The sequence below is a fragment of the Xanthomonas sp. NCPPB 2586 genome (genome assembly GCF_041475775.2).
Classification (GTDB): domain Bacteria; phylum Pseudomonadota; class Gammaproteobacteria; order Xanthomonadales; family Xanthomonadaceae; genus Xanthomonas; species Xanthomonas campestris.
Genome location: NZ_CM192981.1, coordinates 1,265,939 through 1,286,188, shown reverse-complemented (window position 1 = coordinate 1,286,188; position 20,250 = coordinate 1,265,939). Strand labels below are relative to the sequence as shown.

Here is a 20,250-nt window from a genome sequence, read left to right as displayed (position 1 = left end):
GATACCGCTCACCGCCCGCGCAGCACCGCCGCACGGATTCGCTGCAACTGCGCCTTTACCGCTGCCGCCTGGGTCGGGCCAAGCCGCAGCAGGGCCTTCTGGCCCACCGAAAGCGACTCCAGCGCCGGATCCGCGTAGCGGTAACGCCCGCGCTCGTCTTTCACCACCACGATCGGCTGCGCCGCTTCCGGGGTCAGCAGCAGGTGATCGATCACCGCGATCAGGCGATCATTGAAATAACGGTCCGGCGCGCCCAGCTCCGCATACGCCTGTTGGATCAGTGGATAGAAGCGCACATACGTGGCGACCAGCGCCTGTGCATCCAGCGCGGTGAACGCGGCCACGTAGGGTGCGTAACGTGTGGCGTTGGGGGTGTCGATCACGCTGCGCCCGTCGGCCTCGGCCACCTGCAACTCACCGGGCACCGGCTGCAACACCGAGGCACGTCGGCTCATGCTGGGCTGGGTGAGGTTGTCGATCATCACCACCGCACGCTGGATCAGGTGATCGCGCAGCACGATGGCTAGCGCAGCCTCGTCGGGCACCAGCGCGCGCAGGGCCTCCCAGGCGGCGCTATCGCTTTTCGCCAGCGGTGGAATTGCCGCATCGGCGGCATCGGCCGGGTGCGCCGGCAGCGGGTGCTGTGGCGCGCTGGGGGCAGCGGGCGCGGGCGGTGTGGGCGCCGCAGCCGCCACGGCTGTGGGCTTGGGCGTGGAAGCCGCATTGGGCGCCTCGACAGTGCCGCGGAACAGCCACCATCCGGCACCGATCACGACCGGAATCGCCAGCAGCCACGGCCAGCGCGAAGGTCTGGATTGCATCAGGGAACTCCTAGAAATCGACAACACACCAAGGTGTGACCATGCGATCGCGCGGTGGTTCCATCGATTACTGCACGCGTCCGGGCTGCTGCACGCGCATCTGCGCAGCGCAGCAGCCGCCATGCGCAGCCAAGCGCCGCTGCTCAGTCGTGTGAATAGGTGCCAGAGACTGCGAACGCCGCAGGGAAGCTGCAGCACACGCAGGCTACATGCGGCCTCCAAGCGCGGCAGCACGCCAGCGATAGTCGGTTTTCGCAAATAACAAACGAGCCCCGCGTTTACGCCTCGCCGCAAACACGTGCGTCACCGCAAGCAACGAAAGCGCGCGGCCAACCAGCGCATCCGCAACTGCCATGCAGTCGCGGTTGCAGGCCGCCGCTGCCTCAGCTGTCGAAGTCCAGGCGGGCGTCCACCCAGGCAGTGACAATCGCAACAGCCACTTGCTGCGCCTGTGCGGCCGGCAAGTGCTTCTCGCGCACCAGCCAGGCGGCGGTGTCGGCACGCACCTTCGGCAGCAGTGCACGTGCGGCCTTGCGGTCGTCGGCCGGCCATGCGCTGGCGTCGCCGGTCCAGGCAGCCAACGCCTGGTCAGGATCGCCGCTATAGCGCTTGCGCAAGGCCGGCTGCAGATACAGCAATGGCGACACCGACGCACGCAGCGCGATGACCTCCCACTCGGCGTAGCTGGCGTAGCGAATGGTGCCGGCGTCCTTGCTGATCGATTCGATCAACGACGCAAACGCCGCATCGAGCTGGGTCCAGGCCGGCAGCGCGAACAGGCCGCCCGGCGGCTCGCACAACGGCGCGAAGCTGTCGCGGGTGGAACCGTACAGCGGGCCGAATGCCTCGTACGCCGGCTCGCCAAGCGTGCTGAAGATGAAGCAATGCACATACGGGCGCGTGCTGTCGTTGCGTTCGATCCACATGCGCAACAGCGTCAGTGTCTTGTCCGGTTCCTGCACGTCAGGACCGGTGGCCTCATCGTTCAGCACCGAATCGGCAAAGCTGTCGACCTTGCGCAATGCCGCGCGCGCACTCTGAAAACGCGCCGCAGACAGCGCTGCATCGACACCCGCGGCCGGCACGAATTGATGCAGGTACACCAACCACGCCGACGCCAGCGGCGTGTCGTAGGCCTGCAATTGGCGCGCCGCGGCCGCCGGTGCGCTCGGGATGCTGGCAATGATGCGGTCCAGGGCCTGTTGTTGCGCGGCCAGCGCCGTGTCCAGCGCATCGGCCCTGGCAGTGAGGCTGCGCTGCAGGCAGTCGTCCGGCGTGGCGTTCTGCGCGCAGGCATTGCGCTGCCGCAGCCAGGCGCGTTGCTGCTCGCGCACAGCGGCCACCGCGCTGCGCGGCGTGGTCTGCAGCAGTTCCTGATAGGACGCATCCAGGCGTTCGTCGAGCAGGCCCAGCGCCTTCACCGCACACAGGCGTTGTTCCACCGCCGTGCTTGCGCGCGCACAGTCGAACGATGCAGACCACGCGCCACCGCTGGCCAGCAACGCCGCACCGGCCAGCACCACCCGCAGCGCGTGCGCGCGCCGATTCATGCCAGCGTCTCTTTACGTGCCGGCAGCAGCGACAGCAGCAGCAGCGTTGCCGCCATCGCCACATACGCACCCACGAATTGCCAGCTGATCACACGCGCCAGGCCCTGCAGCGACCAGGGCAGATAGATGCCGCCGCGCGGGTCCACCGAGTGGATCAACCCGAACAAAGTCAGCCCGGCCGCGACCAGCAGGAACACCGCGCCGCGCCGCAGCCTGCCGTCGATCATCGCCACCACCGCCGCAATCCACAACATCGCGGTGATGATGAAGCCATTGCCCAGCGCGAAGACCACGGCCAGTTCCGGCAGGCCATGGCTGTCGACCTTGGTGGTCAGCGCCACCAATTGCTCCGGCGCGATCCAGATTGGTGCCTTGATCGCCAGCAGGTAGGCCACCGATGGCAAAAAGCCCAGCACCATCGCACCGGCGTGCTGCTTCGGCGTGGCCTGGAAGGCCTGCGTGGTGATGTCGATCGACACGTACACGATGATCGGCGCCAGCACCGCCAACGGCAGCCACTGCACCAACCCGCTGATGATGCCGAGCATGCCGCCGATGCCGACGAACAACCCGGTCAGCAGCGTATAGCCAGTGCGTGCGCCCATATGCTTGTAAGCAGGTTGGCCAATGTACGGCGTGGTCTGCGCCACACCGCCGCAGACGCCGGCCACCAACGTGGCCAGTGCTTCCACCAGCAGGATGTCGCGGGTGCGGTAATCATCGCCGGCCGCACGCGCGCTTTCGCTCACGTTGATCCCGCCCACCACCATCAACAGGCCAAACGGCAGCAGCAACGGCAGATACGGCAAGGTGGACGGCAAGCCATCGATAAAGCCCAGATTCGGCAGCGGCAACACCACCTGGGGCGCCACCCAGGCCGGGACCGCAAATCCAGGCGCACCCAGGCCGGCCAGCCCCAGGCCGTAATACAGCGCCGTGCCGATCACGAAGGCCACCAGCACCCCGGGCAACTTGATCGGCAGGCGGCCCTTGGCCAGCAGCACATACAGCAACAAGCCCAGGGTGACGAAGCCGGCCACCGGCGAGCGCAGGGTTTCCAGCAGCGGCAACAGGCCCATCAGCACCAGCGCGATGCCGGCGATGGAGCCCAGCAATGCGGCGCGTGGCAGCGCGCGCGTAACCGCTTCGCCAACAAACGACAGCACCAGCTTGAGCAGCCCCATCACCACCAGCGCGGCCATGCCCAGTTTCCAGGTGGCGATCGCCGCGGCCTGCGGGTCCAGTCCCTGCGCCTTGAAGCTGGCAAACGCCGGGCCCAGCACCAATAGCGCCATGCCGATGCTGGTGGGCGCATCCAGGCCCAGGGGCATGGCGGTGACGTCGTCACGACCGGTGCGCCGGGCGAGGCGACGCGCCATCAGGGTGTAGAGCAAATTGCCCACCAGCACGCCGAATGCGGTGCCGGGGAACATGCGGCCGTACACCACGTCGGGCGGGAACTGGAACAGGCCGATCAACGCCATCGCGATGAAGCCGAGGATGGAGAGATTGTCGACCACCAGGCCGAAGAAGCCATTGAGGTCGCCGGAGACGAACCAGCGCGGCGGTGCCGCAGTACGCGAGGAAGGGGCCGACATGGGAGCCAGGATGCGTGGGGACAGGCGATGGTAGCCGCTGCCCCGCATGCGTGACAGCGGCGCGGTGGATCAGAGCGTGCTGCTGCAGCGCCGCCGCTGAGGACCGCCTGCGGCGTTATCCATATGCACGCGACGACTCAGGGCATGGCCTGGTCGGCGCGGATCCAGCCAGTGCTCTCCGCATGGCCGGCACTGCGAAACCGCATCTGCAGACGGGTCTGGTCCGTGCTCACGTCCAGCGCTTCGAGGCGATCGCCCTCGATCAGATAGCGCCGCGTGGTGGTCGCGGTGGGCGTGGCATACAGCGGCAAGCGCGGCACCTGCACCTGAAATGTGGCAGGCCGGGGCGCTTCCAGGCTCTGGCCGATCTCCGTGCCGATCACCCTGCCCTGCGCATCGAAACGCGGCCACACCGAAAACGGCATGCCCTCTTCGGTACCCGGGCCCAGCACGTCCAGGATCGCCTGCGCGGCAATCGGCTGCTGGGTGGTGGACACATACAGGCGCCCAGCGGCGTCGTAGCGGTACACGTCCGCGTACCACATTGGCCCGCTGCGGCAGGAGCTGCTCAGGCTGCGCTGCTGCGGGTCCGGGGTGAGATTCCAGAACCCTGCGCATTGCACCTGCGGGCGCGTAGGCGCGGCCAGCAGGCGAAACTGCCGCTGCGCCGGGTCATACAGGAACACCCGCGTGGCTTCGTTGACCTGCCCGAGCATCACGGTCACTGCCAGATCCGGATGGCCATCGAAGTTGTAATCGTCGCTGCGCACGCTGCCGGTGGCTTCGCCTTCGTCCAGGTCCGCGTCCAGCCATTGCTGCTGGCCGCCGGGCGCCAGCACCACATGCAGGCGCGTGCCGACCAGGCTGGCAGTGGCGCGGGTGTGCGCATCGAGCATCAGTTGCACGTGGGTGTCGCGTGCCGACGCGGCGCACGTGAGCAGCGCAGCTGCGGCAAGCACACCGTCGCGTGCCACGGTGCCAAGGTGCGGCACCTGCCAGCGGCGGCGCATGCGGCTGCCCGCAGGGATCCGGCTCAGAACGACACGTCCACTGGCTGCCGCGCCCACAGCACCGACTGGTGACCGGTGGCCTGCTTCCACGCCAGGCGGATCGCCTCGATGTCGTTGCGCCGCTGCGGGCTGTCTTCGTGCAGGATCACCAGCACCTTGGTGCCGAGCCGGTTCGGTTCCTTGGCGCCGCGGAACAGCCACTGGCCGTCGGCGTCGAACACGGTGAGCCCGTCCGGAAAGCGCGGGGTCACTTCCTTGTCCAGGAACGCGCGCCACTGCGCGTCGCTGATGGTGCGGGTCTGCGGGCGGTCGGCCGGGCCGGTTTCCTCGCCCACTCCAAAATACAGCTCGCTCCGCACCCAGCCCCGCGCTGCCGCCGGGCGCGCGGCATCGCCCTGCAGGCTGGCGGTGGTGGAGGCCGGCGCGTGCCCCGGCGTGGTGGCGCAGGCAGACAACGCCAACACGGCGGCGAACAGGCAGGACGGCAACAACTTCATCGATCTCTCCAGGGGGGGGGCCGGCTCATGCAGGCGGGATATCAGCTCATGCCGGCGCGGGGGCACTGTGCCATCTCGCGCCGGCCTGAACAACACGATAATATCTCTCCATCCGGATGGAAGTGGAACACTCCCGGTCCCCACCTTGCACGCCAGCGCGGCCGGATGCCGACGCGCGGCGGCCTGCCGTATTTCAGGAGACAGCATGACCCGCCCCACCCTTTCGGTTATCGGCCTGGCCGTGGCCGCCGTCCTCAGCGCCAGCGCCCAGGCCCAGCAAGCCGCGCCCGGCGCCACCACGCTGTACACGGTGATCGTCACCGGCACCCGTGCCAGCGACCGCACCGTGCTCGAATCCACGGTGCCGGTGGACGTGCTCACCGCCGAGGACATCCGCAAGGCCGGCGTGGTCAACGGTGAACTGGGTAGCGCGCTGCAGGCGCTGCTGCCGTCCTTCAACTTCCCGCGCCAGTCCAACTCCGGCGGCGCCGACCATATCCGCGCCGCACAGCTGCGCGGGCTCTCCCCCGACCAGGTGCTGGTGCTGGTCAACGGCAAGCGCCGCCACACCTCGGCACTGGTCAACACCGACAGCAAGATCGGCAAGGGCACCACGCCGGTGGATTTCAATTCCATCCCGATCAACGCCATCAAGCGCATCGAAGTGCTGCGCGACGGCGCCGGTGCGCAATACGGCTCCGATGCCATCGCCGGGGTCATCAACGTGATCCTGGACGACAACCCCGAGCGCGGTGAACTGGAAGCCAGCTTCGGTGCGTACAACACCGATGTGGAGCCGATCAATCGGCGCGTCACCGATGGCCAGACCAGCTACGCCAGCGCCAAGGTCGGCACGCTGCTGGGCGATGACGGTGGCTTCTTCAAGGTGGGCCTGGAGCTGAAGAACCGCGAGGCGACCAACCGCGCCGGGTTCGATCAGATTCCGCCGTTCGAAGAACAGACCCCCGCCAACCTGGCCCTGGCCGGCCAGCGCAATTACGTGCTTGGCGATGGGGCTACCAAGGGCCTGAACGCCTGGCTCAACACCAAGATTCCGTTCAGTGCCACCGGCGAGTTCTACGCCTTCGGTACCTACAACCAGCGCGACACCGAAGGCGCCAATTACTTCCGTTACCCGGACAGCAGCGCCAACTGGCGCGAGATCTACCCCAACGGCTACCGCCCGATTTCCGAAGGCGAAAACCGCGATCTGCAGATCGTGGCCGGCGCCCGCGGGCAATGGGGCGACTGGGACTACGACGCCAGCCTGGATTACGGCCGCAACGACTTCACCTACCGGCTGCGCAACTCGCTCAACGCCTCGCTCGGGCCGGGCAGCACCACGCGCTTCAAGACCGGTGATTTCGCCTTTGCGCAGACCGTGGGCAATTTCGATTTGACCCGCGTGTTCGATGCGGCCGGTGCCACCCACACCTTCGGCACCGGCGCCGAATTCCGCCGTGAGCAGTACCGCACGCATGCCGGCGACCCGGCCAGCTACGTGGCCGGCCCGTTCACCGATCGCCCCACCGGCTCGCAGGCCGGCGGCGGGCTCACCCCGCAGGACGAAGCCGACCTGTCGCGCAATGTGGCCAGCGTCTACGCCAACGTGTCCAGCCAGTTCGGCGACAAGTTCTCCACCGATCTGGCCGGCCGCTACGAGCACTACCAGGATTTCGGCAGCCAATGGACCGGCAAGCTGGCTGCACGCTACGCCTTCGCACCGGTATTCGCGCTGCGCGGTGCGGTCTCCAACAACGTGCGTGCGCCCTCGCTCAGCCAGATCGGGTACGAAGCCACCTCCACCGGTTACGACGCCGCCGGCCGCCTGACCCAGGGCCGCCTGCTGTCGGTCAACAACCCGATCGCCCGCGCGCTCGGTGCCACCGATCTGAAGCCGGAAAAGTCGATCAACGCCAGCCTGGGTTTCACCAGCAAGCTGGGCGATCACTTCGACCTGTCGCTGGACTTCTTCCAGATCGACATCGACGACCGCATCGCGCTGTCCGAAGACATCACCGGCAGCAGCCTCACCGATTTCGTGCAGCAGAATTTCGGCGTCACCGCCGTGCAGAGCGCCAGCTACTTCCTCAACGCCGCCGACACCCGCACCCGCGGCGCCGAGCTGGTCGCCAACTGGCGCCAGTACGCCTTCGGCGGCGATCTGCTGCTGACCGGCACCTACAGCTACGCAAAGACCGAGTTGAAGAACGTCATCGCCACGCCGTCGCAACTGCTGGCGCTGGATCCGGACTACGTGCTGTTCGGCGTGGAAGAGAGCAACACGCTCACCGATGCAGCCCCGCGCACCCGCGCATCGCTCGCCGCCAACTGGAGCAACGAGCACTGGAACCTGCAGAGCCGCATCAACCGCTACGGCAGCGCCACCCGCGTGTTCGACTTCGGTGCCGGCTTCGTGCCGCGCCAGACCTACGGTGCGGAATGGCAGTTGGACCTGGAAGCCGAATACCGCCTGGGCACGCAATGGACGCTGGCGATCGGCGGCCAGAACATCCTGGACAACTACTCGGACCGCTCCATCGACGACATCGCCTACTTCGGCAACCTGCCCTACGACGTGCTATCGCCGATCGGCAGCAATGGCGCGTACTGGTATGGACGGGTGCGGTATAGCTTCTGAGCGAAAGCGAAGAGCTTGAGACCTCTCTCCTCAGAGAGACTGCTTTAGCCCCCCTCCTACGGGAGAGGGGTTGGGGTGAGGGTAAGGAGCGAAGCCCTCGTGGCGTTCCAACTGCACGAGGCTTTGCCCGTACCCTCATCCGCCCCTGCGGGGCACCTTCTCCCAAGGGGAGAAGGGAAGAAGGGAAGAACACCGAGGCTAGGGAAGAACACCGAGGCTACCGCTTTAGCCCCTCTCCTGCGGGAGAGGGGTTGGGGTGAGGGTACGGAGCGAAGCCTTCGTGGCATTCCAACCGCACGAGGCTTTGCCCGTACCCGCATCCGCCCCTGCGGGGCACCTTCTCCCGAGGGGAGAAGGGAGAACACCGAGGCTACCGCTTTAGCCCCTCTCCTGCGGGAGAGGGGTTGGGGTGAGGGTACGGAGCGAAGCCCTCGTGGCGTTCCAACTGCACGAAGCTTCGCTCGTGCCCTCATCCGCCCCTTCGGGGCACCTTCTCCCGATGGGAGAAGGGAAGAACACCGAGGCTACCGCTTTAGCCCCTCTCCTGCGGGAGAGGGGTTGGGGTGAGGGTACGGAGCGAAGCCCTCGTGGCGTTCCAACTGCACGAGGCTTCGCACGTACCCGCATCCGCCCCTTCGGGGCACCTTCTCCCGAGGGGAGAAGGGAGAACACCGAGGCTACCGCTTTAGCCCCTCTCCTGCGGGAGAGGGGTTGGGGTGAGGGTACGGAGCGAAGCCCTCGTGGCGTTCCAACTGCACGAGGCTTTGCCCGTACCCTCATCCGCCCCTGCGGGGCACATTCTCCCGAGGGGAGAAGGGATGGCAGTCGCCGTTGCATAACCTGAATATCACATCGCTTTGCGCACACTAGCGCGATGGCAGACTTGCATTCCCCCCTTCCGTCGCCGCCATTGCTGGACGATGCCTGCGCATTGTTCCTGGACGTGGACGGTACCCTGATCGACTTTGCCGACAGCCCCGAGGCTGTGCGGCTCTTGCCCGAGGTCCGCGCGGCGATCGAGCGTCTGAGCGATCGCCTCAACGGCGCAGTGGCTCTGGTCAGCGGCAGACCGCTGTCGCAACTGGACGCCTTGTTCGCACCGCTGCTGCTCCCAGCAGCCGGCCTGCACGGACATGAACTCCGCAGCGATATCGCTGCACGCGCCGCGATGCCGCAAGACACGTCCGAGTGGTTGCACGGCTTGCATAAACGCGCCGCTGCACTCACGCATCAACATCCTGGCGTGCTGGTCGAAGACAAAGGCGTCAGCGTCGCTCTGCATTGGCGCGCGCAACCACTTGCCGGCCCCGACGTACTCGCCTTCGCACAGCAGGAAATCGCGGCGCTGTCTGGTTACCGCCTGCAGCCCGGCGATCACGTCGTTGAATTTGTTCCCGAAGGCAGCAACAAGGGCCTGGCGGTCGAGCAGCTGATGCAGCAGCCGGCATTTGCGGGCCGCACGCCGGTGTTTGTCGGCGACGATCTCACCGACGAATTCGGTTTCCAGGCGGCCAATCGCCTCGGCGGCTGGAGCGTGCTGGTCGGCGACCGCGCGCAGACCGACGCACGTTTCCGCGTGTCAGGCACCGCCGCCGTGCATGCCTGGTTGCAGCGCAACGCGCATACCGCGTGAGCGCGTTACGCGCTCCCCATCGTTTTTCCCCCAGGACGTTACGCATTTCATGACCGAGTCTTCTCTGGATCTGGGCGTCATCGGCAATTGCAGTTTTGGTGCACTGGTGGACCGCCAGGCACGCGTGGTGTGGAGCTGCCTGCCGGCGTTCGACGGTGACCCTGCGTTTTGCTCGCTGCTCTCGCCCAAGGGCGAAGGTGGCGACTTCGCGGTGGAACTCGAGGATTTCGAGAGCAGCGAACAACACTACCTGCCCAATACCGCGGTGCTGCGCACGGTACTGCGCGACAGCAAGGGCGGCGAAGTCGAGGTGATCGACTTCGCCCCGCGCTGGCGCAACAACGGCCGCTTCTATCGGCCGGTGAGCATCATCCGGCAGATCCGCCCACTGGCCGGCAACCCGCGCATCGTGGTGCGCGCACGCCCGCTAGCCGATTGGGGCGGCCGCACGCCGGATACCACCTGGGGCAGCAACCACATCCGCTGGGTGCTGCCGGACTTCACCCTGCGCCTGACCACCGATGTGCCGGTGCGCTTTGTCCGCGACGGCCTGCCGTTCGTGCTCAGCCATCCGGTCAGCCTGGTGCTGGGCGTGGACGAATCGCTCACCCGCTCGCTCACCGGCTATGTACAGGAAGCGCAGGAACGCACCGAAGAGTACTGGCGCGAATGGGTGCGCTATCTGTCGATTCCGCTGGACTGGCAGGAAGCGGTGATCCGCAGTGCGATCACGCTCAAGCTCTGCCAGTACGAAGACAGTGGCGCAATCATCGCGGCAATGACCACCTCGATACCGGAAGCGCCCAACACACCGCGCAACTGGGACTACCGCTATTGCTGGCTGCGCGACGCCGCCTTCGTGGTGCGTGCGCTCAATCGCCTGGGCGCCACGCGCACGATGGAGCAGTTCATCGGCTACATCTTCAACATTGCCACCACCGACGGCACCATGCAGCCGCTGTACGGCATCGGCTTCGAATCGCAGCTGGAAGAGCACGAAGTCGACACCATGGACGGCTACCGCGGCATGGGCCCGGTGCGTCGTGGCAACCTGGCCTGGATCCAGCAGCAGCACGATGTCTACGGCAGCGTGGTGCTGGCCTCCACGCAGTTGTTCTTCGACCTGCGCTTGAAAGATCAAGGCGACGCGTCCACGTTCCGCAAGCTCGAACCCTTGGGCGAGCGTGCCTTCGCCCTGCACAACGTGCCGGATGCGGGCCTGTGGGAATTCCGCGGCCGCGCCGAGGTGCATACCTATACCGCGGCGATGTGCTGGGCGGCCTGCGACCGGTTGTCGAAGATCGCCGAACGGCTCGCGCTGGACGATCGCAGCATGTACTGGCGCGAGCGCGCCGACACCATCCGCGAACGCGTGTTGGCCGAGGCGTGGAGCGACGAACACGGCCATTTCACCGACACCCTGGGTGGCCATCGCCTGGACGCCTCGCTATTGCTGCTGGCCGACATTGGCATCGTGGCCAACGACGATCCGCGCTTCGTGCACACGGTCGAGGCAGTCGGCCGCGTGCTCAAGCATGGCGACGCGCTATACCGCTACATCGCACCGGATGACTTCGGTGAGCCGGAAACCAGCTTCACCATCTGCACGTTCTGGTACATCGATGCACTGGCCGCGATCGGGCGCAAGGACGAGGCGCGTGAATTGTTCGAGCGCATCCTTTCGCGCCGTAATCACCTCGGCTTGCTCTCTGAAGACCTATCGTTTGAAAACGGCGAAGCCTGGGGCAATTTCCCCCAGACCTATTCGCATGTGGGCTTGATCATTGCAGCAATGCGCTTGTCGCGGAGTTGGCAGGAGGCGTCATGAGTCGTCTGGTGGTGGTATCCAATCGTGTGGCCGTGCCTGGCGAAAGCCGTGCCGGCGGCCTGGCAGTGGGCTTGTTGGCGGCGCTGAAGGAGCGCGGCGGGGTGTGGTTCGGCTGGAGCGGCAAGACCGTGCGCGGCGACAGCGGCGGCATGCACGAGCAGACCGACGGTGACATCAAGTTCGTCACCATGGACCTCAACAAGCGCGACATCGATTCCTACTACAACGGCTTCGCCAATCGCACGCTGTGGCCGCTGCTGCACTTCCGCCTGGACCTGGTCGATTACGACCGCGCCACCCGCGAGGGCTACATGCGCGTCAATCGCCTGTTCGCCGAGAAGCTGGCGCCCTTGCTCAAGGACAGCGACACGCTGTGGATCCACGATTACCACATGATTCCGCTCGGCGCGATGCTGCGCGAGCTCGGTGTGGGCTGCAAGATGGGCTTCTTCCTGCATGTGCCGATGCCGTCGGCCGACTTGATGCAGGCAATGCCGGATCACGCGCGCTTGTTCAGCACGTTCTACGCCTACGACCTGGTTGGCTTCCAGACCCAGCGCGATGCCGAACGCTTCAAGGCGTATGTGCGCCTGTTCGGTGGCGGACGCGTGCTGGAGGGCGACCTGGTGGAAGGCCCGGGTGGGCGTCGCTTCAGCGCCGCTGCGTTCCCGATCGGCATCGATACCGACCTGATTGCCAATCAGGCCAAGGCGTCGGTCTCCAAGCAGGCAGTGCGCGATCTGCGCGAAAGCCTGCGTGGGCGCCAGCTCGCGATCGGCGTGGATCGCCTGGATTATTCCAAAGGTCTGCCCGAGCGCTTCCAGGGGTTTGAGCGCTATCTGGAGCGCTATCCGGATCAATCCGGCAGCCTCACCTATCTGCAGATCGCGCCGGTCTCGCGCGGGGACGTCAACGAATATCGCCAGCTGCGCGGGCAGCTTGAGCAGATCGCCGGGCATATCAACGGTGGTCATGCGGAGCCGGATTGGACGCCGCTGCGTTACGTCAACCAGAACTTCAGCCATGCCACGTTGACCGGGTTTTATCGCGCTGCGGCCGTGGGCCTGGTAACGCCATTGCGCGACGGCATGAATCTGGTCGCCAAGGAATTTGTGGCAGCACAGGATCCGGAGAATCCGGGTGTACTGGTGTTGTCGTTGCTGGCCGGTGCAGCCGATGAGATGAAAGAGGCGCTGTTGGTCAATCCGCATGATCTGGATGGTGTGGCCGACGCGATTGCGACGGCGGCGAGCATGCCGTTGGCGACGCGGGTGGAGCGTTGGCACGCGATGATGGATCACTTGCGCAAGAACAACATCAATCATTGGCGGCAACGGTATTTGCAGGCGTTGGCCGATATCTGAGTCTGGCTGTTTCATGCGCGCTGTCGCGTTTCGCGTCACTGCGTTGATGCAATTTTCTCGCCGTCAGCGTGAGAAAGCGTTGCCTAGATGACTGCGCGCAGGGGTTCAGCTGCTGAGTTGTTGATAGCGTCTTTCGATGCAAGGCACTTCACGGCAAAACAATGCAAGTGCAGAGCTTTCGCGCCTGCGGCGCGAGTTTCTTTTGTCTTGGCGAAAGGAACCAAAACCGCTGTCGCCGACGCAATCCGGTGCGGTGAAGCCGCACCTGTGCCCTGCGCTCCTCGCCACGCGCGGCACGGCGCCCAAACTCGCTACGCTCAGACAAGGGCACCTCTTCGGCCACGCGTGGCTGCGGTGCTCGGCTTGCTTTAAGGCGACTGGGTGAAGCGGAGCAAGAGCGGAACAGCGGTGCTGAGCCAAGTCTCAGGCTTGGGGGGGCGGCCGATCGATGTGTTGATCGCAAACAGGGCAATACAGCGACAGCGACAGCGACAGCGAGGCTACGGATATGAGCTACGTGTGCGTCACCGAAGCTGATTAGAGAAATTCAAGAATCGGCACCGTCACTAGTATCGGCAATCAGCACAGGCGACCGGCGACTAACGACTATCAGTCAACGAATCAGCAATTGCGTTTAGTTTTTGCCTACTTCGTGTGCTTCAGGTGTGCAGGTTGGACCGATGGTTCCTATTCCGTCACGGACACGGGATAAGGATGGGTCTAAAATATTCACATGATTAGCGCCGAGGACCCTGGGAGGGGCGGCGCGTTCATATCCAGGTGCGGCCGCTTTCGCCAGTCCGCTGCCTCTCTCCCTCCACGACCTGCACCGTTTGTTTGGTGCCCGGGTCCTTCCTGATAACTCAAAATGACTGATCAATCCTCTAAACGCGGGCTCGGCACTTGGCTGTTGGTAGCCTATGCCGTGGTGCTCGCCGTGCTTGGTGCGGCGCTCGCCTATGAAGGCGGGCGCCTGGTGGCCGTTGGCGGCTCCTGGTATTACGTGCTGGCCGGTATCGCCGTGCTGGTGGCCGGTGTGCTGCTGGCACTGGGCAAACGCGCTGGCCTGTGGCTGTTTGGCGCTACGTTGGCGGCCACCATCGTGTGGGCGCTGTGGGAAGTGGGCCTGGATGGCTGGGGCCTGATCCCACGTCTGGCCTGGATCTCGGTGCTCGGCCTGGTGCTGTTGCCGTTCTGGGGCGTGGCGCGGCGGCGCATGCAGCCGTTGTCCGGGCTCGGCTATGTCGTGGTCACCGGCGTGCTGCCGGTGCTGGGTGCGGCGCTGATCCTGTGGCCGCTGCTGGTGCCGCGCAATGTGGAACTGGCCGATGCATCCAAGCAGCCGGCCGATGCGGCAACGCCGTTCAGCCGTGGCAGCGTGCCCAGCCCGGACGGGAACGTGGCGGCCAACCACGATGCCAGTAACTGGACCGCCTACGCCGGTTCCAACCTGTCCAACCATTACACCCCCGGCGCGCAGATCACGCCGGAGAACGTCAAGGGCCTCAAGGTGGCCTGGGAATTCCATACCGGCGATCTCAAGCCGAAGGATTCCAAGCTGGGCTATGCGTTCCAGAACACCCCGCTCAAGGTCGGCGACCTGCTCTACATCTGCACCCCGACCCAGAAGGTGATTGCGGTGGAGGCGGCCAACGGCAAGGAGCGCTGGCGCTTCGACCCGCAGACCAATCCGAAGGCGATGGCCGGCGTGGCCGCCACCACATGCCGCGGCGTGTCGTACTACCAGGCGCCGGAAGGCACTGCCGAGTGCCCGACGCGGATCTTCTGGCCGATGGTCGATGGCCGCCTGGGTGCGCTGGATGCGCAGACCGGCAAGCTCTGCGCCAGCTTCGGTAACAACGGCTATGTGGACCTCAATGCCGGCACCGGCAACACCAAGCCGGGCTTCGTCGGCCCGACCTCGCCGCCGGTGGTCATGCGCGGTGTGGTGATCCAGCCCACCGGGCAGGTGCGCGACGGTCAGGAACGCGATGCGCCGTCCGGCGTGGTGCGCGGCTTCGACGCGCTCACCGGCCAGCTGCGCTGGGCCTGGGATCTGGGCAACCCGGCCATCACCGCCGAACCGCCGGCCGGCCAGACCTATACCCGCTCCACCCCGAACGTGTGGTCGCTGATGGCCGCCGATGACGAGCTGGGGCTGGTGTATCTGCCCACCGGCAACGCTGCCGGCGACTTCTTCGGCAAGGGCCGCACCCCGCAGGAAGAGGAATACACCGCCTCGCTGGTGGCCGTGGATGCGGCAACCGGCAAGGAGCGCTGGCACTTCCGTACCGTCAATCACGATCTGTGGGACTACGACATCGGCCCGCAGCCGAACCTGGTTGATTGGCCGGTTGCCGGCGGTGGCACCCGCCCCGCCGTGATCCAGGCCACCAAGTCCGGCCAGGTGTTCGTGCTCGACCGGGCCACCGGCCAGCCGATCATGCCTGTCAAGCAGATCGCCGTGCCGCAGGGCACCGACCATGGCGACTGGACCGCATCCACCCAGCCGGTGTCGCCGGGCATGCCCAACACCGTGGGTGCGCCCAGCCGTGACTACGAGACCATCGTTGAATCTGACGCGTGGGGCATGACCCCGTTCGACCAGCTCGCTTGCCGCATCGAGTTCAAGAAGCTGCGGTACGAAGGCATGTTCACCCCGCCAAGCCTGCAGGGCTCGCTGTCGTTCACCGGCAACCATGGCGGCATCAACTGGGGCGGCGTGTCGGTCGATCTGCAGCGCGGCATCATGGTGATGAACAGCAACCGCCTGCCCTATACCGAGCACGTCTACCCGCGCACGGTGATGAACGAGCTGGGCGTGATGTCGGTGTTCAACGGCAGCAGCAAGACCAAGGGCTACATGGCGCAGGAAGGCCTGGCCTATGGCGCGCGCAAGGAGCCGTGGATGTCGCCGCTCAACACGCCGTGCGTGGCACCGCCGTGGGGCTATATCTCCGGCGTGGATCTGCGCACGCAGCAGGTGATCTGGCGCCGTCCGCTGGGCACCGGTTACGACCAGGGCCCAATGGGCATCCCGTCCAAGACCAAGTTCGAGATCGGCACCCCGAACAACAGCGGCTCGCTGGCCACTGCCGGCGGCGTCACCTTCATCGGTGCCAGCCTGGACAACTTCATCCGCGGCTTTGACACCCGCACCGGCAAGCAGGTCTGGGAGACCCGCGTGCCTGCGGGCCCGCAGGCCGCGCCGCTGAGCTACACCATCGATGGCAAGCAGTACATCGTTGCCGCGGTGGGTGGCCATGACCGCATGGAAACCAAGTCCGGCGACAGCGTCATTGCCTGGGCACTGCCCGACGACGCGGCCGCCAGCGCCAAATAACGTCTGAGGTTGTGCAGTGACGTTGAACCGGCCGTCGCAAGACGGCCGGTTTTTTTGTGCGTGCCTGAAGAGCGCCGCGCTCCGAGGGGCACTTCCCGCCGCGTCGTGCGTGCGGCCGCAAGCGAATCACAGCGAGTTAGCGCACGCCATTGCCCGCGGGGCGAGCTGCGATGCGGCAGCGGCGATCGGCCCAGCCTCGCCATCGCGGGGGGTTCCTGCCTGGGATACGGAGCGCAGGCTGCACCCTTCGTCTTGAACCCCATGCACTGTCGGGCAGGCCGAAAGTTCACATTTCAATAACAAAATAAATGTGCGCTTCGTCAGGAAATCGCCGGGAGCGTCCAACCCTGCCTCAGGACTGAAACCGCTTCCAAATCAAGCACATCGGCATTTTTAGGGTACCGGCGTGCTGATTCCGACGAACGGCGCCTTCACACCGTCATGATTCGGGCCCGGCCGCCGATACCCCCTTGCAGCTACACACTGCCGGACGCGCTCCCCACCCAGAACACCAGTCGGACACCAGCCTATGTTGCCTACCCTCGATGCCGCACCCGCCTCTCCTCCGCCCACCGGCCGGAACGTTGCGCGTGCCACCTGGACAGCCTGGTTGCCGGCCGCGGCGCAGGCCGCGTTGCTGATCCTGCTTGCCGTCTACGCCGCCACGGCCATGCCCGGCGGCTTCTGGCACACCCTGGGCACGCTGCTACCGGCATTACTGGTGCTCGGCGCCGCCAGTGCGGGGCTGTGGTGGTGGTCGCGCCGGCGCACTGCCACCCAGCTCGACCAGGCAGTCACCGCCATTGCCGCCATCGGCGAAGGCCGCTTCCAGCGCCTGGACGCGCGCAGCGCCAGCGGCGAACTCGCGCCGTTGCTGCGCACCCTGCAAGCCACCCAGGACAAGCTCGCCCTCCGCCTCGACGTGATGGAGCAAGGCTTGCGCCACGGCCAGTTCGTGATCAAGGCGCTGGACGATCTGGACACCATGATCCGCATCGCCGATGACGACGGCCAGGTGCTGTTCGCCAACCGCAAACTGCTCAAGATGCTCAAGCTGATCGAGCCGGACGTGCAGAGCTTCCGCCCCAGCTTCCATGCCGAAGGTTTCGTCGGCGGCAGCATCGGCGACATCTATCCGGACAGCCAGGCCGCCATCGACCGTATGCGTGCGCTCACCGCCTCCAAGGCCGTGCGTGCGCCGTTCTTCGGCCGCCAGATCGACTTCGTCTACAGCCCGATCATCGCCGCCGACGGCACCAAGCTCGGCACCATCGCGCAGTGGATGGACGTCACCGCGCAGGTCAACGCCGAGCAGGCGCTGATCGAGATCATCGATGCCGCTGCCGCTGGCGATTTCAGCCGCCGCATGCAGATGGACGGCATGGACGGCGTGCTGCTGTCGCTGGCGCAAGGCATCAACCGCATTTACGACTCGGTGGAAACGCATCTGGCTGCATTGGCGCGCGTGATCAGCGCGCTGGCCGAGGGCGACCTCACCCAGCGCGTGGATGGCGATGCGCATGGCATTTTCGCGCGCCTGCGTGACGACACCAACCAGACCGTGATCCGCCTGACCGAAATCATCGGCGGCATCCAGACCGCGTCGGACACCATTCGCCGCGCTGCGGTGGAAATCGCTGCCGGCAACACCGATCTGTCCGAACGCACCGAGCAACAGGCCGCGAGCCTGGAAGAAACCGCCAGCTCCATGGAAGAGCTCACCTCCACCGTGAAGCAGAATGCCGACAGCGCGCAGCAGGCCAACAAGCTGGTGCTGGGCACCGGCGAAGTGGCGCAGAACGGTGGCCAGGTGATGGACGATGTGGTGTCCACCATGAGCCAGATCAGCACTGCCTCGCGCAAGATCGGCGAGATCATCGGCGTCATCGACGGCATCGCGTTCCAGACCAACATCCTGGCGCTCAACGCCGCGGTGGAAGCAGCGCGCGCCGGCGAACAGGGCCGCGGCTTCGCGGTGGTGGCCTCGGAAGTGCGCGCCCTGGCGCGACGTTCGGCCGATGCAGCCAAGGAGATCAAATCGTTGATCGCCGACTCCACCGACAAGGTGGAACTGGGCTCGGGTCTGGTGCACCGCGCCGGCGCGACCATGCGCGAGATCGTCGGCTCGGTGAAGCACGTCACCGACATCATGAGCGAGATCACCTCGGCCAGCGCCGAACAGTCCAGCGGCATCGAGCAGGTGAACCGCACCGTGGCGCAGCTGGACGAAGTGACCCAGCGCAACGCCGCCCTGGTGGAAGAAGCCACCGCCGCCGCGCGCAGCCTGGAAGAACAGGCAGTGGAACTGGCCGATGCGGTGTCCATCTTCCGCCTGCAATCAGACACCCGCGGTAGCTCGAACGTGGTACGCGGCAGTTTTGGAAGTGCGGCGGCGTAACCCCGCACACCACCCGCATTCGTAGGAGCGCGCTTGCGCGCGATGGGGCCTCACCGGTAACGCCTCGTCGCGCGCAAGCGCGCTCCTACGTCATGTGTGTCGTTAAAAAACGGCGGCGCGAATCCCCTTCTGTGCACCGTAATCGAAAGCAGCCTCTGTGTGACCGGCCGCGGTGCGTGCACGCGTGTTCCAGCCGATATCGGCAGACATTGCGGACTAGGTTTTGCGCGCCTATCGACAACGCGGCGGCATCACCAAAGCGCTAGAAATCGCAACCCGCGTAGGAGCGAGCTTGCGCGCGATGAGGCCTCACCGATAAAGCCCCATCGCGCGCAAGCGCGCTCCTACGTCATGTGTGTCGTTAAAAAACGGCGGCGCGAATCCCCATCTGTGCACTGCAATCGAAAGCAGCTACTGCGTAACCAGCTGCGGTGCGTGCACGCGTGTGCCAGCCGATATCGGCAGACATTGCGGACTAGGTTTTGCGCGCCTATCGACAACGTGGCGGCATCACCAAAGCGCTAGAAATCGCAGCCTGCGTAGGAGCGCGCTTGCGCGCGACGTGGCCTCGCCGATAACGCCCCATCGCGCGCAAGCGCGCTCCTACCCAGCACCGCATTCCACATGCGGCGGCATCAATCCAGAAACAGCGCGCGTTGCTCAGGCGTGGGCAACATGCAGTGCGTGCTGCGGCCAAACCAGCGGTAGCGGTTGCGTGCCACCACGCGATAGCCGATGTCACGTAAGGAACGCGGCACCAGGCGCAGCACTGCCGCCACGCGCCACGGGCCACCAAGCCCGCTCAGTACCCGCACGATTGCATCGGTATCGGTCCAGGCACCTGCCGCGTCCACCAGCAGGAACGACAGCGGATCCTCCGGGTCCAGCCCGTGCTGGACCAGCAATGCGCGCCCGGCCGTGCCCTGCATGGCGGCATAGCGATAGCGCCTGCAGTGGTCGTGGCGCAACAGGAATCTGACCCAGCCATTGCACAGCAGGCACACGCCATCGAACACGATGGTGGCAGGCGGCGCGGCGTGCTCAGTGCGGTTCAAGCCAACCCTCGTAGCGAATAAATGGCCCCACCCACGGTAGATGCACGTCGACCAGGAAGCCATAGCGGCCGTCGTCGGCATGCTCACGGCAACGCACCTGCTCGAACCAGTGCGCCGGCAAGGGCAGCCAGCCGAATGCCCACACCCGCCGCGCCTGCCAGCACAGCGCGGTGGCATCGGCGTGCAGTGCGAACTCGAAACGCACTGCGCCCAGGTGTTCGCGCAACCATGCGCCGTGACGCCACATCCGTGAGTGCATCGGCAGGCCAGCAAAGCGCCGATGCCAGCGCTCGCCGTTCGCATCGACCAGGAACTCCACCTCCACCGCCACCTGTCCGCTGTGCGGCAAGCGGCTCAGCCATGCCAGCAGCGGCACCAGCGGATGCGCACCGCGGCGCACCAGCGCACGGCCAACGAAGCGCTGCCGCTGCTGCACCGCGTGCAGCGCGCGCACCGGCGCCGGCAATTGGGCGAAGGCTGCCGCGCCCAGCACCTGCGCAAACAGCGGCGTG

At 65.9% G+C, this 20,250-nt stretch carries 13 protein-coding genes; 6 read left to right on the top strand and 7 right to left on the bottom strand.

Features of this window, described 5'->3' with window-relative positions; genetic code table 11:
• Positions 1–8: 8 nt before the first annotated feature.
• The 5 genes from ACCQ09_RS05415 to ACCQ09_RS05395 form a co-directional block, all read right to left on the bottom strand.
• Positions 9–821 carry a DUF3014 domain-containing protein gene (locus tag ACCQ09_RS05415; protein ID WP_019237374.1) on the bottom strand — a complete coding sequence of 271 codons (813 nt, stop codon included), beginning with the start codon at positions 819–821 and terminating at the stop codon, positions 9–11.
• A 383-nt stretch (positions 822–1,204) separates the two neighbouring features.
• Entirely contained in the window at positions 1,205–2,371 is a 1,167-nt protein-coding gene (locus tag ACCQ09_RS05410; protein ID WP_228427683.1) for a lysozyme inhibitor LprI family protein, read from the bottom strand.
• Entirely contained in the window at positions 2,368–3,969 is a 1,602-nt protein-coding gene (locus tag ACCQ09_RS05405; protein ID WP_040940814.1) for a hypothetical protein, read from the bottom strand. The genes ACCQ09_RS05410 and ACCQ09_RS05405 overlap by 4 nt, the downstream gene beginning before the upstream one ends.
• Before the next feature lie 137 nt (positions 3,970–4,106).
• On the bottom strand, positions 4,107–4,979 hold the full coding sequence (locus tag ACCQ09_RS05400; protein WP_040940813.1) for an FG-GAP repeat protein: 873 nt from the start codon (positions 4,977–4,979) through the stop codon (positions 4,107–4,109).
• A gap of 23 nt (positions 4,980–5,002) precedes the next feature.
• A complete protein-coding gene (locus tag ACCQ09_RS05395; RefSeq protein ID WP_040940812.1) occupies positions 5,003–5,476 on the bottom strand; it encodes a DUF3574 domain-containing protein in 474 nt (157 codons plus the stop codon).
• A gap of 205 nt (positions 5,477–5,681) precedes the next feature.
• On the opposite strand from ACCQ09_RS05395, the gene ACCQ09_RS05390 reads away from it, so the two are divergent.
• From ACCQ09_RS05390 to ACCQ09_RS05365, 6 genes are all read left to right on the top strand, one after another.
• Positions 5,682–8,117: a TonB-dependent receptor plug domain-containing protein gene (locus ACCQ09_RS05390; RefSeq protein WP_228427685.1), complete on the top strand. Its 2,436-nt coding sequence runs from the start codon at positions 5,682–5,684 to the stop codon at positions 8,115–8,117.
• Between the two features lie 874 nt (positions 8,118–8,991).
• Positions 8,992–9,750 (top strand): trehalose-phosphatase, encoded by a 759-nt coding sequence (gene otsB, locus ACCQ09_RS05385; RefSeq protein ID WP_040940810.1) that lies wholly within the window; start codon positions 8,992–8,994, stop codon positions 9,748–9,750.
• Positions 9,751–9,799: 49 nt separating this feature from the next.
• On the top strand, positions 9,800–11,578 hold the full coding sequence (locus ACCQ09_RS05380; RefSeq protein ID WP_040940809.1) for a glycoside hydrolase family 15 protein: 1,779 nt from the start codon (positions 9,800–9,802) through the stop codon (positions 11,576–11,578).
• Positions 11,575–12,942 carry an alpha,alpha-trehalose-phosphate synthase (UDP-forming) gene (gene otsA, locus ACCQ09_RS05375; protein WP_014508687.1) on the top strand — a complete coding sequence of 456 codons (1,368 nt, stop codon included), beginning with the start codon at positions 11,575–11,577 and terminating at the stop codon, positions 12,940–12,942. Before ACCQ09_RS05380 ends, otsA begins: the two co-directional genes overlap by 4 nt.
• Before the next feature lie 907 nt (positions 12,943–13,849).
• A complete protein-coding gene (locus tag ACCQ09_RS05370; protein WP_228427793.1) occupies positions 13,850–16,285 on the top strand; it encodes a glucose/quinate/shikimate family membrane-bound PQQ-dependent dehydrogenase in 2,436 nt (811 codons plus the stop codon).
• Positions 16,286–16,814: 529 nt separating this feature from the next.
• Positions 16,815–18,683 (top strand): methyl-accepting chemotaxis protein, encoded by a 1,869-nt coding sequence (locus ACCQ09_RS05365; protein WP_040940808.1) that lies wholly within the window; start codon positions 16,815–16,817, stop codon positions 18,681–18,683.
• Positions 18,684–19,318: 635 nt separating this feature from the next.
• Here the strand turns inward: ACCQ09_RS05365 and ACCQ09_RS05360 are convergent.
• Both ACCQ09_RS05360 and ACCQ09_RS05355 read right to left on the bottom strand, forming a co-directional pair.
• Positions 19,319–19,738: a thiol-disulfide oxidoreductase DCC family protein gene (locus tag ACCQ09_RS05360; protein ID WP_012437616.1), complete on the bottom strand. Its 420-nt coding sequence runs from the start codon at positions 19,736–19,738 to the stop codon at positions 19,319–19,321.
• Entirely contained in the window at positions 19,725–20,231 is a 507-nt protein-coding gene (locus ACCQ09_RS05355; protein ID WP_040940807.1) for a DUF4166 domain-containing protein, read from the bottom strand. The genes ACCQ09_RS05360 and ACCQ09_RS05355 overlap by 14 nt, the downstream gene beginning before the upstream one ends.
• Positions 20,232–20,250 lie beyond the last annotated feature (19 nt).

Excerpts from the sequence above, each read along its gene's own strand:
- ACCQ09_RS05415 (WP_019237374.1), bottom strand. The coding sequence starts at position 821 with ATGCAATCCAGACCTTCGCGCTGGCCGTGGCTGCTGGCGATTCCGGTC.
- ACCQ09_RS05410 (WP_228427683.1), bottom strand. The coding sequence starts at position 2,371 with ATGAATCGGCGCGCGCACGCGCTGCGGGTGGTGCTGGCCGGTGCGGCG.
- ACCQ09_RS05405 (WP_040940814.1), bottom strand. The coding sequence starts at position 3,969 with ATGTCGGCCCCTTCCTCGCGTACTGCGGCACCGCCGCGCTGGTTCGTC.
- ACCQ09_RS05400 (WP_040940813.1), bottom strand. The coding sequence starts at position 4,979 with ATGCGCCGCCGCTGGCAGGTGCCGCACCTTGGCACCGTGGCACGCGAC.
- ACCQ09_RS05395 (WP_040940812.1), bottom strand. The coding sequence starts at position 5,476 with ATGAAGTTGTTGCCGTCCTGCCTGTTCGCCGCCGTGTTGGCGTTGTCT.
- ACCQ09_RS05390 (WP_228427685.1), top strand. The coding sequence starts at position 5,682 with ATGACCCGCCCCACCCTTTCGGTTATCGGCCTGGCCGTGGCCGCCGTC.
- otsB (WP_040940810.1), top strand. The coding sequence starts at position 8,992 with ATGGCAGACTTGCATTCCCCCCTTCCGTCGCCGCCATTGCTGGACGAT.
- ACCQ09_RS05380 (WP_040940809.1), top strand. The coding sequence starts at position 9,800 with ATGACCGAGTCTTCTCTGGATCTGGGCGTCATCGGCAATTGCAGTTTT.
- otsA (WP_014508687.1), top strand. The coding sequence starts at position 11,575 with ATGAGTCGTCTGGTGGTGGTATCCAATCGTGTGGCCGTGCCTGGCGAA.
- ACCQ09_RS05365 (WP_040940808.1), top strand. The coding sequence starts at position 16,815 with ATGTTGCCTACCCTCGATGCCGCACCCGCCTCTCCTCCGCCCACCGGC.